This is a genomic window from Catellatospora chokoriensis (assembly GCF_011297315.1).
Classification (GTDB): Bacteria; Actinomycetota; Actinomycetes; order Mycobacteriales; family Micromonosporaceae; genus Catellatospora; species Catellatospora citrea.
This window is the reverse complement of sequence record NZ_JAAOTI010000022.1, coordinates 50,447-61,619: the sequence shown is the minus strand read 5'-3', so window position 1 is coordinate 61,619 and position 11,173 is coordinate 50,447. Positions and strand designations below refer to the sequence as shown.

Here is an 11,173-nt window from a genome sequence, read left to right as displayed (position 1 = left end):
GCTGCCCCGGTTCGCCCCGGAGCTCCTTCTTCTCCCGCGTCGCCGTCATCGCGAGACGTCCTTTCCCTACGTGCGAAGCATGGTTGGCACAGCGTGACACTATTCGTGAAAGTTTTCACAAGCGTGGCTGCGCACACCCTACTGGCCGCGAGCCGGGCACGCATTCACGGGTACGGGTGACGCCGCGCACCTTTACTGGCCGTCCGGTGCGGCGCGAGTAGCCTGAGCGACGTGACCAGCATCGTCTCGCCGGCACTCGCGGTGCGCCGCGCCGGCACCGTCGAGTATCAGACCGCCTGGGACGAGCAGCGCCGCCTGCACGCCGGCGTCGTCGAGGGCAGCGAGCCGAACACCGTGCTGCTGCTGGAGCACCCGAGCGTGTACACCGCCGGCAAGCTCACCGAGCCCTGGGAGCGCCCGTTCGACGGCACCCCGGTGGTGGACGTGGACCGCGGCGGCAAGATCACCTGGCACGGGCCGGGGCAGCTCGTCGGCTACCCGATCATCGAGCTGCCGGTGCAGCGCGGCGGGCTGGCCGACGTGGTCGCGCACGTGCGGCGCACCGAGCAGATGCTCATCGACGTCTGCGCCGAGCTGGGCGTCGCCACCACCCGGATCAAGGGCAACAACCGCTCCGGCGTATGGGTGCGCGAGGACGACCGCGGCCCGGACCGCAAGGTGGCCGCGATCGGCATCCGGGTCGCCCGCAACGTCTCGCTGCACGGCTTCGCGCTCAACTGCAACCCCGACATGACGTGGTTCGACCGCATCGTGCCCTGCGGCATCACCGACGCCTCGGTCACCTCCCTCAGCGCCGAACTGGGCCGCGAGGTGACGATCGACGAGGTGCTGCCGATCGTCGAACGCCACCTGCCCACCCTGCTCGCCGTCTGACCCGACGCGCACCCCGTCAGGCCGGGAGGGCGGTCAGGGGTGGGAGGGGGCAGTGGAGCATGCCGCAGATGGTGCGGGTCAGCTCCTGCTCGGCGACGGTCATGGTGCCGTCTTCGGAGATCACCGCGACCACGGCCTGGATGAGGAGCGACTTGTCCTGCGGGGCGAGGCCGTCGAGCATGGGCCAGGCGGCGTCCAAGGCCAGCACGCCGTGCTGCGGGGCGGTCATCGGCACGGGCTGTCCGGGCAGGATCATCGCCAGGCCGACGTGGTACGCGTGCTCGGCCGACGCCTCGTCGGGGTGGCCGGCGCGGGCCAGCACCGCGAGCAATGACGCGATCGCGTTGCGGCAGGCCGGGAGGCTGCGCGGGCGGACCGGCCAGGGCGGGGAGTCGTAGGTCGCCTCGTACAGGTCGCGGTGCAGCAGCCGGGACAGGGCGTACTCGAAGACGCTGACCCGGCCGTCGGCCCTGGCCAGGGTGTCAATGGTGCCGAGCAGGTCCTGCCTGGTCGCGGCCGGGTGGGCGCGCAGCGCCGGGAAGCACAGCTGGGCCAGCGGCAGCCGGAGCAGCGGGTGCAGGCCCGCGAGCCGGCCCGCGGCGGCGACGGTGTCCGCGGCGACGGCCTCGCCGTGCCGGTCGCGCAGCGCCGCGAGCTGGCTGTCGGCCACCTCCGGCTGCTCCGACAGCAGCAGGCCGAACACCAGGGCGGGCGCGGTGTCGCCGCGCCGGGCGCGGGCCAGGATCTCGGGCGGGAAGCGCTCCAGGATGGACTCCGCCCGGTGGTACGCGGGCTGCTGCGGCGCGCCGACCGAGGCGGCGACCGCGTCGGGGCGTACCGCCATCCGGGTGTCGTGACCCGGCAGCGCGCCGCCCTCCTCGGCCAGCGACAGGCCCATCGCGGCGTCCTCGGCCAGCCCCGACGGCGGCGCGGCGCGCCACTTCTGCGCCAGCGCGGTGAGCTGCGCCGGGTCAAAGCCCGGTTCGAGGGCCCGGATGCGGTCGGCCAGCGGCGGGTGGGTGGCGAACAGCGAGCGCAGCCGGGCCTCGCCGAACAGCATGTGGCCGACCTCGTCGATCTTCGGGGTGGACAGGCGGGACCCGGTCTCCAGGCCCCCGATCTTCTTCAGCGCGCCGGCGATGCCGGAGGTCTGCCGGGTGAACTGCACCGCCGACGCGTCGGCGAGGTACTCCCGCTGCCGCGACACCGACGCCTGGATCAGCCGCCCCGCGAACACGCCGATCGACCCGGCCACGATCAGCGCGATGCCGATCAGCGGCAGCGGGTTGCTGCCCTGGTTGTCACGGCGCTCGCGGCCACCGCCGAACGCGCCCGCGTACAGGAAGGTGCGGCCGACGATGGCCAGGAACAGGATGCCGAACAGCAGCCCGATCAGCCGGATGTTGATCCGCATGTCGCCGTTGAGCACGTGGCTGAACTCGTGCGCGATGACGCCCTGCAGCTCGTCGCGGTTGAGCCGGTCCAGCGCGCCGCGGGTGACCGCGACCGCCGCGTCCGCAGGGGACCAGCCCGCCGCGAACGCGTTGATGCCGGGCTCGTCCTCCAGCACGTACACCTCGGGCACCGGCACGCCGGAGGCCAGCGCGACCTCCTCGACCACGTTGCGCAGCCGGCGCAGCCGCAGGTCGGTGGTGTCCTCCGGGACCAGCACCCCGCCCAGGTCGCGGGCCACCTTGCCGCCGCCCGCGCGCAGCCCGATGGTGCGGAACAGCGACGCCAGCAGGATCGAGCCGCCGGTGAGCACCGCGGTCCAGAACATCAGCCAGGCCAGCTCGGCGGCCGGGGCCTCGAACGCACCCAGCGCGAACGCGACCACGAGGCAGACGACCACCACGATGGCGAGCACGGCCAGCACGTAGAGCAGGATCAGGCGGAACGATAGCCGCTTGACCTGCCGCTGGCGCTCGAAGAAGTCCATCGCCGCGGCGGTCAGAACTGCACGCGCGGGGCTTCGCGCTTGCCCGGGTCGTCGATCTCCAGCAGCGCGGCCTTGTGGAACCCGAACGGCCCGGCCAGCAGGCTGCCCGGAAAGGTCTCGCGCTTGTTGTTGTACGCCAGCACCGCGTCGTTGTAGCCCTGCCGGGCGAAGGCGACCCGATTCTCGGTGGAGGTCAGCTCCTCCGACAGCTGCATCATGTTCTGGTTGGCCTTGAGGTCCGGATAGGCCTCCGACACCGCGAACAGCCGGCCCAGCGCCTGGGTGAGCCCGTTCTCGGCGCCGCTCAGGCCCTGCATGGCCGCGGGATCGCCCGGATTGCGGGCCGCGTTGGCCTGCGCGGTCATCGCGGCCGTCCGCGCCGCGGTCACCGCCTCCAGGGTCTCGCGCTCGTGCTTGAGGTAGCCCTTCGCCGTCTCGACCAGGTTCGGGATCAGATCGTGGCGGCGGGTGAGCTGCACGTCGATCTGCGCGAACGCGTTCTGGTAGCCGTTGCGCGAGCGCACCAGGCCGTTGTAGAGCGAGGCCACCCAGGCCACGATCACCACTGCGATGATCACCAGGCAGATCAGCCCGATCAGGAACTCCATGCCCTCACCGTGCCACCCGGGCATCCGTTTTGCCTGGCAATCGGGCGTATCTTGATTGCTCATACGCCCGATTGCCAGGCAAGTCGGTCGATCAAGCGCCGCGCGACCCGGTGTGGTGGGCCGCGCGGCGGGTCCAGAGGTTACGGCGTGACGCGGTGCAGGTCGCGCGGGTACGCGGTGACCTCGCGGATGTTCTGCGCCCCGGTGATGCGGGCGACGAAGCGCTCCAGGCCGATCGCGAACCCGCCGTGCGGCGGCATCCCGTGGCGGAACGCCTGCAGGTAGGGCTCGTACGGCTCGGCGCTCTCCCCGCGCGCGGCCAGCGCGGCGAGGTAGTCGCTGTGGCGGTGCAGCCGCTGCCCGCCGGTCACCAGCTCCAGGCCCCGGAACAGCAGGTCGAAGCTGTTCGACCAGCGCTCGTCGCCGGGCTGCGGGTGAGTGTAGAAGGGCCGCTTCGCCATCGGGTAGCCGGTGACGAAGACGAAGTCGCTGCCGTGCTCCTGCTTCGCCCACTCCCCGATCGCCCGCTCGTGGGCCGGGGCGAGGTCGGGCTCGTCCGCCGGCGCACCAGCGATCTTGAGCGCCTCGCTGAAGTGCAGCGCCGGGATCTCGGCCGGCACCTCGGGCAGGGCCAGGCCCTCGACCGCCGCGCCGAGCGCGCCGACCCGGGCGACCATGGCCGCCACGGTCTCCCGCAGCACCGCCATCACGTCGCGGTGGTCGCCGATGAAACCCAGCTCGGCGTCGAGCGAGGTGTACTGGGCCAGGTGCCGGGTGGTGTCGCTGGGCTCGGCCCGGAACACCGGCCCGACCTCGTAGACCCGCTCGAACACGCCGACCAGCTGCTGCTTGTAGAACTGCGGCGACTGGGCCAGGTAGGCCGGGCGGCCGAAGTAGTCCAGCGCGAAGACGTTCGCCCCGGACTCGGTCGCCGTCGCAACGATCTTGGGGGTGTGGATCTCGGTGAAGCCGAGCCCGTCGAGTCCCGCCCGGAACCCGGCCGCGGCCGCGGCGCTGATCCGCAGCGCGCGAGCCCGGGACGGGTGGCGCAGCGACAGCGGGGCGTGGTCCAGCTGGGTGGGCAGGGTCGGCGTCAGCACCGGCCGGTACAGGTCGAACGGCGTCGGCTGGGCGGGCTCGCCGAGCAGCCGTACCACCGGCTCGGTCAGCTCCGCCCCGCCGGGCGCGGCCGGGTTCGCGGTGACCAGGCCCTCGACGGCGACCACGGTCTCCTCGGGCAGCGTCTCCAGGTGGGCCCGCAGCTCCGGCTCGGTGACCACGACCTGGCTGAGCCCGGACGCGTCCCGCACGATGAGGAAGGAGACCGCTTTGAGCAGCCGGCGGCGATGGATCCAGCCGGCGATGGTGATCCGTGCGCCCACATGGCGGGGCAGCTCGACGGAAAGGATGCGTTGCATGGTGGGTTACCTCCGGGTTCTTCCGCAACGCCATCCCCAAAGGGGTGTGGGCGGTTTGGGAACCCGCGGTGCCACCACACCTTCACCCGGATGATCCGGGCCTCTACCAGCCGGTGAGCGGAGCCACACGGGCGGCTGCATGCCGACCCGACCCGGGCGTCACTCCGGTGATTCGCTCCGTCACTTGCTGTTGTGCGGAGACTGTAGACCATGATCGGGAGCCGCGCAGCCCGTTTTTCCGGGCGCGTCGGGGCTGAGACGTCCATTACCCAGCAGAAGATCAAGGCCTTTTCGACGCGTACGCTGGCGGGCATGACCATCGTCGCTCCCGAGGGCCGGCGCCTGCTGCGCGTCGAGGCCCGCAACGCCGAGACCCCCATCGAGCGCAAGCCTGAGTGGATCAAGGTCAAGGCGAAGATGGGTCCGGAGTTCACCCAGCTCAGCTCACTGGTGAAGCGGGAAGGCCTGCACACCGTGTGCCAGGAGGCCGGCTGCCCCAACATCTACGAGTGCTGGGAGGACCGCGAGGCGACCTTCCTCATCGGCGGCGACCAGTGCACCCGGCGCTGCGACTTCTGCCAGATCGACACCGGCAAGCCGGCCGAGTTCGACGCCGACGAGCCCCGCCGGGTCGGCGAGTCCGTCGCCACCATGGGCCTGAAGTACGCCACCGTGACCGGCGTCGCCCGTGACGACCTGCCCGACGGCGGCGCCTGGCTGTACGCCGAGACGGTCCGCCAGATCCATTCCCTGGTCCCCGGCTGCGGTGTCGAGCTGCTGATCCCCGACTTCAACGCCGTCCCGGAGCAGCTCGCCGAGGTCTTCTCGGCCGCGCCCGAGGTGCTGGCGCACAACGTCGAGACCGTGCCGCGCATCTTCAAGCGCATCCGCCCCGGCTTCCGCTACGACCGCTCCCTCGGCGTGATCACCCAGGCCCGCAAGGCCGGGCTGGTCACCAAGTCGAACCTGATCCTGGGCATGGGCGAGGAGCGCGCGGAGATCTCGCAGGCGCTGCGCGACCTGCACGAGGCCGGCTGCGAGCTGATCACCATCACGCAGTACCTGCGCCCCACGCCGCGCCACCACCCCGTCGAGCGCTGGGTGAAGCCCGAGGAGTTCGTCGAGCTGCGCGAGGAGGCCGAGGAGATCGGCTTCGCCGGCGTGATGAGCGGTCCCCTGGTGCGTTCGTCGTACCGGGCAGGGCGCTTGTATCGTCAAGCCCTCGACGCGCGCACCGCCGCCGCCTGAAAGCCCCACCGTCACCCAATCTAGACTCTGTCCATCTAAAGGAATCCGTCTATGGCAAAGGCCGAAGAAAAGGTCTCCTTCTTCCAGCGGTTGAAGCAGATCGGCATGGTGTTCAAGTTCACCGCCAAGCAGGACAAGTGGTTCACGCCCCTGGTGGCGGCCGCTGTCGTGCTGCCGCTGGCCCTCACCGTCGTGGCGGTGCTGCTGGGCTGGGGCTGGATCTGGATCCCACTGGGCATCCTGACCGCGCTGCTGGCGGTGCTCATCGTGCTCAACCTGCGGTCGAACACCGCGATGATGAACATGATGGAGGGCCAGCCCGGCGCGGCCGGCCAGCTCGTCGAGCAGATGCGCGGTGACTGGCGGGTCAAGCAGGCCGTTTCGGCGACCACCCAGTTCGACGTGGTGCACCTGGTGATCGGCAAGCCTGGCGTCATCCTGCTCGCCGAGGGCAACCCGGCGCGGCTCAAGCCGCTGCTCGGCGAGCAGAAGCGCCGCCTGAGCAAGGTCATCGGCGACGCCCCGCTGTACGACTACATCATCGGCACCGACGAGGGCCAGCTCTCCATCCGAAAGCTGCGGATGACGCTGATGCGCCTGCCCCGCAACCTGTCGGGCAAGGAGGTCAACGCCCTGGACCGGGCCCTGACCGCTCTCAACGCCCGCCCCCAGATGCCCCGCGGCCAGCTCCCCAAGGAGTTCCGCCCGCCGCGCATGCCGCGCGGTGGCGGCCGCCAGCGCTGAGTACAAGGAAGGGCACCTTCTTAACGCCATGCGTTACGGAAGGTGCCCTTCTTAACGCGTTCATTTATCGATGCTTATAAGATCCAGTAGGCATATTGCGGTAGAGTTCTACTGGATCTAGCGTGATGCGCATGGAGATGAGGCGCATCACCGATCCCGAGGTCCTCAAAGGCCTCGCCCAGCCGATCCGGCAGAAGCTCTACCGCCTGCTCGCCCAGTTCGGCCCCGCGACCGGCGCGACCCTGTCCAAGCGCCTGGGGCACCGACCCCGGCCAGACCAGCTACCACCTGCGCGAGCTGGCCAAGGCCGGGTTCGTCGAGGACGCCCCCGAGCTGGCTCGGGACCGCCGCGAACGCTGGTGGCGCGCCGTACCCGGTTCCACCGGCTGGTCCTCGCTCGACTTCCCCACCCCCGAAGGCCAGGCGATCGCCTCCGCCGCCAAGGCCCAGGTCGTCATCGACGAGTTCGAACGAGTGCGCGGTTACGAGCAGTCGCGCGACACCTGGAGCGACCAGTGGCAGGTCGCCGCCACGAGCAGCGACTCCTTCCTGCGGCTGACGCCGTCCGAGCTCACCGAGCTGACCGGCGAGCTGCACGAGGTGCTCGTCCGCTGGAAGCAGCGGAGCAACGAGCGCGCCGCCCGGTCGGACGACACCGACCGCGAACACGTCTTCCTGTTCTTCCACGCCTTCCCGGAGCGCCCCTGATGACCACCGCCACCCTGGCTCCCCCGCGGCGCACCCCGCCCGTCGTTCCCGCCCACCGGCAGCCCGCCTTCCTGCGCTACCTCGGCGGGCAGGCGGTCTCGGTCCTCGGCGACCAGGTCTGGTACGTAGCGCTGTCCTTCAGCGCCGTCCAGCTCGCCTCGCCCGGCACGGCCGGCGTCGTCCTGGCCGTATCCGCCCTGCCGCGGCTGGTGCTGCTGCTGTTCGGCGGCGCGATCGTCGACCGGTACGGCCCGCGCCGCCTCATGATCGGCAGCGACCTGGCCCGCGGCGCGATCGCGCTGGTCACCGCGGCGGTGGCGCTGGCGCAGCCGAGCGTCGCCCTGCTGATCGTGGTGGCGCTGGCGTTCGGACTGGCCGACGCCCTGTTCCTGCCCGCGGCCGGCGCGATGCTGCCACGACTGCTGTCCCCCGCCCAGCTCACCGGCGGACTCGCACTGTCCGGGCTGACCGCCCGGCTCGCGCTGACCTTCGGCGCGCCGCTGGGCGGACTGCTGCTGCCGGTCGGCGGGCTCTCGCTGGCCTGCCTGGTCAACGCGGCGACGTTCGCGGTGTCGGTGCTCGCCCTGTGGTCGGTGCGCCCCGCCGCGCCAGCCGGTGAGCCTGCGCGGCGTGCCACGGCCGGACCCGCCGACCTGGCAGGCGGGGCAGCCCCCACGGCGGCCGAACTTGCGCGAGACGCCGCCGGACCCGCCGACGCGGTTCCCGCGACGACGGCCCGCACGCCGATCGGCGCGGCGGTGCGCGAGGGTCTGCGCTACCTCGCCGGGCACCCGCTGCTGCGGGCGGTGACGCTGGTCGGCCTGCTGGTCAACCTCGGTGCGGTCGGCCCGCTCAACGTGGGCCTGGCGCTGGTGGCGAACGAGCGCGGCTGGGGTGCGGGCGGGATCGGTGTGATGCTCGCCGGGTTCGGCGCGGGTTCGGTCGCCGGGAACCTGCTGATGCTGCGCTGGCGTCCGGCGGGACGGCTCGGCGTGATCGTGGCCTGCTGCGCGGTCGTGCAGTGCGGCGCGCTGTTCGCGATCGCCGTCGCCCCGCTCCCGGCCTGGGCCTTCGTCGCCACCGCGGTCGGCGGGCTGGCCGGCGGACCGCAGGCGGTGCTGCTGACCGGCCTGACGTACACGCACACCGCCGACTCGCACCGGGGCCGTGTGGCCTCGATCAACAATCTGGCGAGCCTGGGCGTGACGCCCCTGGCGATGGCCGTCATGGGCGTCGCCGCGGCCCGCCTGGGCACGGCCCCCGCGTTCGCCGCCAGCGCCGCCCTGATCCTTGTCGCCGCCGCGATGTGCGTGGCGATCCCCGTCCTTCGCGACGCCCGCCTGGCCAAGCCCTCGTCACCGGAACCCACGCGGTGAGCCGAGCCGCCACCCCGCCGTCATGATCGTTCGACTTGCCTGGCACCTGTGCGTATCTTGAGCCCGCATTCGCCCACCTGCCTGGCAAGTCGGACGATCATCGACCAGGGCCGGGCGGGGCGGGCGGTCAGGCGGCGGGGCGGATCATGGTGCCGGCGACGCGGTCGTGCAGGCCGCGGCGCTCGCCGTCCATGATCAGGGCGGGGATGACCAGGGCGAGCAGGGTGCCCCGGAGGGCTCCTTTGAGGGGGCCGACCGGCTGACCCGAGTCGACGCCGAGGCAGGTAATCTTCGTCACGCGCATGCCGGGCGTCTGCCCGAAGAACCCGACGAAGACGGCGTAGACGGCGATCAGCACCACCGGAGCCGCCCAGCCGTCCCGCATCGGGTCCGCGAAGACACCGGCCGCCAGGACGCACAGCATCCAGTCGAGCAGCAGCGCCCCGAACCTTCGGGCCAGGGAGGGTACGGCAGGCAGGGATGCGTCGGTCACCCGCCGAGCGTACCGTCCGCTCCGCCGTACCGGCCGGGTGAGCTGTCCGGGCAGCCCTTGAGCCTGGTTTACCGGTGACGTAACACGGCGGAAACAAAGCTGACACGGCCGGGCAACGCCGCAGTTCTAGCGTCGCCAGCAGCCAATGGCCACCCGACGCAGCGCAGCGCCGTCGGCCGCGTCTCCCGAGGTCAGCCCAGGAGATGTGCTGAAGTGGGGGCCGGGAGCTCCCGCAGACCATCCGTGCCAGGAGGACGTGTTGTTCGCCAATTCCGAGGAACTGCTTCGGTACCTCAAGGACGAAGACGTCAAGTTCGTCGACGTCCGCTTCTGTGACCTGCCCGGCGTGATGCAGTTCTTCACCGTGCCGGTGCAGTCGTTCGATGCGAGCGTCTTCACCGACGGGCTCGCCTTCGACGGCTCGTCCATCCGCGGCTTCCAGCAGATCCACGAGTCGGACATGCTGCTGCTGCCGGACGTCACCACCGCGTTCGTCGACCCGTTCCGCATCCAGAAGACCCTGGCGCTGAACTTCTTCATCCACGACCCGTTCACGCGTGAGGCCTACTCCCGTGACCCGCGGAACGTGGCCAAGAAGGCCGAGGCGTACCTGGCCGCCAGCGGCATCGCGGACACCGCGTACTTCGGCGCCGAGGCGGAGTTCTACATCTTCGACTCGATCCGCTACGCGACCCAGCCGAACCAGGCGTTCTACCACATCGACTCGGTCGAGGGCGCGTGGAACACCGGCGCCGCGACCAACAGCGACGGCAGCGCCAACCGCGGCTACAAGCCCGGCTACAAGGGCGGCTACTTCCCGGTCGCGCCGACCGACCACTACGCCGACCTGCGCGACACCATGGTGACGAACCTGGTGGACCTCGGCTTCACCGTCGAGCGCGGTCACCACGAGGTGGGCACCGCCGGCCAGGCCGAGATCAACTACAAGTTCTCGACGCTGCTGGCCTCCGGCGACCAGATGCAGCTGTTCAAGTACGTCATCAAGAACACCGCCTGGCACGCGGGCAAGACCGCGACGTTCATGCCGAAGCCGCTGTTCGGCGACAACGGCTCCGGCATGCACACCCACCAGAGCCTCTGGCTGGGCGGCGAGCCGCTGTTCTACGACGAGACCGGCTACGCCGGCCTGTCGGACACGGCCCGCTGGTACATCGGCGGTCTGCTGCACCACGCGCCGTCGCTGCTGGCCTTCACCAACCCGTCGATCAACTCGTACCGGCGCCTGGTGCCCGGCTTCGAGGCGCCGGTCAACCTGGTGTACTCGCAGCGCAACCGCTCGGCCTGCACCCGTATCCCGGTCACCGGCACGAACGCGAAGGCCAAGCGCATCGAGTTCCGCTGCCCCGACCCGTCGTCGAACCCGTACCTGGCGTTCTCGGCGATGCTGATGGCCGGTCTCGACGGTATCCGCAACAAGATCGAGCCCCCGGCTCCGATCGACAAGGACCTCTACGACCTGCCGCCGGAGGAGGTCGCCAACGTCACCCAGGTGCCGGGCTCCCTCTCCGACGTGCTCACGGCGCTGGAGAAGGACAACGACTACCTGCAGGCCGGTGGCGTCTTCACCAGCGACCTGATCGAGACCTGGGTCGACTACAAGCGGTCCAACGAGATCGACCCGGTCCGCCTGCGCCCGACCCCGCACGAGTTCCAGATGTACTTCGACTGCTGATCCGCTCAGCGGTACGGAAAAGGCCCCGCCTCCGGCGGGGCCTTTTCCGTAC

10 protein-coding genes are annotated in these 11,173 nt (G+C 71.0%); 6 read left to right on the top strand and 4 right to left on the bottom strand.

Annotated features, from left to right (window positions below):
- The first annotated feature begins 240 nt into the window (after positions 1-240).
- Positions 241-894, top strand: coding sequence for a lipoyl(octanoyl) transferase LipB (lipB, locus tag HAV39_RS28670; protein WP_373311590.1), 654 nt, complete (start codon positions 241-243; stop codon positions 892-894).
- A gap of 16 nt (positions 895-910) precedes the next feature.
- On the opposite strand, the gene HAV39_RS28665 is transcribed toward lipB, so the two are convergent.
- From HAV39_RS28665 to aspS, 3 genes are all read right to left on the bottom strand, one after another.
- A complete protein-coding gene (locus HAV39_RS28665; protein ID WP_191842306.1) occupies positions 911-2,833 on the bottom strand; it encodes a M48 family metallopeptidase in 1,923 nt (640 codons plus the stop codon).
- Between the two features lie 11 nt (positions 2,834-2,844).
- Positions 2,845-3,441 (bottom strand): LemA family protein, encoded by a 597-nt coding sequence (locus HAV39_RS28660; protein ID WP_191842305.1) that lies wholly within the window; start codon positions 3,439-3,441, stop codon positions 2,845-2,847.
- A gap of 140 nt (positions 3,442-3,581) precedes the next feature.
- The gene (aspS, locus tag HAV39_RS28655; protein ID WP_191842304.1) at positions 3,582-4,859 is read right to left on the bottom strand and encodes an aspartate--tRNA(Asn) ligase; all 1,278 of its coding nucleotides are present in this window, start codon (positions 4,857-4,859) and stop codon (positions 3,582-3,584) included.
- 312 nt (positions 4,860-5,171) lie between these two features.
- Between aspS and lipA the strand changes: the two genes are divergently transcribed.
- The 4 genes from lipA to HAV39_RS28635 all read left to right on the top strand — a co-directional run bounded on the left by lipA (position 5,172) and on the right by HAV39_RS28635 (position 8,935).
- Complete coding sequence (gene lipA, locus HAV39_RS28650; RefSeq protein WP_191842303.1) at positions 5,172-6,107, top strand: lipoyl synthase; 936 nt, start codon at positions 5,172-5,174, stop codon at positions 6,105-6,107.
- Positions 6,108-6,158: 51 nt separating this feature from the next.
- Positions 6,159-6,851 (top strand): DUF4191 domain-containing protein, encoded by a 693-nt coding sequence (locus tag HAV39_RS28645; protein WP_191842302.1) that lies wholly within the window; start codon positions 6,159-6,161, stop codon positions 6,849-6,851.
- Positions 6,852-7,325: 474 nt separating this feature from the next.
- Positions 7,326-7,559 (top strand): hypothetical protein, encoded by a 234-nt coding sequence (locus HAV39_RS28640; protein WP_191842301.1) that lies wholly within the window; start codon positions 7,326-7,328, stop codon positions 7,557-7,559.
- Positions 7,559-8,935: an MFS transporter gene (locus HAV39_RS28635; protein ID WP_191842300.1), complete on the top strand. Its 1,377-nt coding sequence runs from the start codon at positions 7,559-7,561 to the stop codon at positions 8,933-8,935. The genes HAV39_RS28640 and HAV39_RS28635 overlap by 1 nt, the downstream gene beginning before the upstream one ends.
- Positions 8,936-9,062: 127 nt before the next feature.
- On the opposite strand, the gene HAV39_RS28630 is transcribed toward HAV39_RS28635, so the two are convergent.
- Positions 9,063-9,428: an RDD family protein gene (locus HAV39_RS28630; RefSeq protein WP_239165188.1), complete on the bottom strand. Its 366-nt coding sequence runs from the start codon at positions 9,426-9,428 to the stop codon at positions 9,063-9,065.
- Positions 9,429-9,687: 259 nt separating this feature from the next.
- On the opposite strand from HAV39_RS28630, the gene glnA reads away from it, so the two are divergent.
- Positions 9,688-11,121 (top strand): type I glutamate--ammonia ligase, encoded by a 1,434-nt coding sequence (gene glnA / locus HAV39_RS28625; RefSeq protein WP_191842299.1) that lies wholly within the window; start codon positions 9,688-9,690, stop codon positions 11,119-11,121.
- The last annotated feature ends 52 nt before the right edge of the window (positions 11,122-11,173 follow it).

Excerpts from the sequence above, each read along its gene's own strand:
- HAV39_RS28660 (WP_191842305.1), bottom strand. The coding sequence starts at position 3,441 with ATGGAGTTCCTGATCGGGCTGATCTGCCTGGTGATCATCGCAGTGGTG.
- HAV39_RS28665 (WP_191842306.1), bottom strand. The coding sequence starts at position 2,833 with ATGGACTTCTTCGAGCGCCAGCGGCAGGTCAAGCGGCTATCGTTCCGC.
- lipA (WP_191842303.1), top strand. The coding sequence starts at position 5,172 with ATGACCATCGTCGCTCCCGAGGGCCGGCGCCTGCTGCGCGTCGAGGCC.
- HAV39_RS28645 (WP_191842302.1), top strand. The coding sequence starts at position 6,159 with ATGGCAAAGGCCGAAGAAAAGGTCTCCTTCTTCCAGCGGTTGAAGCAG.
- aspS (WP_191842304.1), bottom strand. The coding sequence starts at position 4,859 with ATGCAACGCATCCTTTCCGTCGAGCTGCCCCGCCATGTGGGCGCACGG.
- HAV39_RS28635 (WP_191842300.1), top strand. The coding sequence starts at position 7,559 with ATGACCACCGCCACCCTGGCTCCCCCGCGGCGCACCCCGCCCGTCGTT.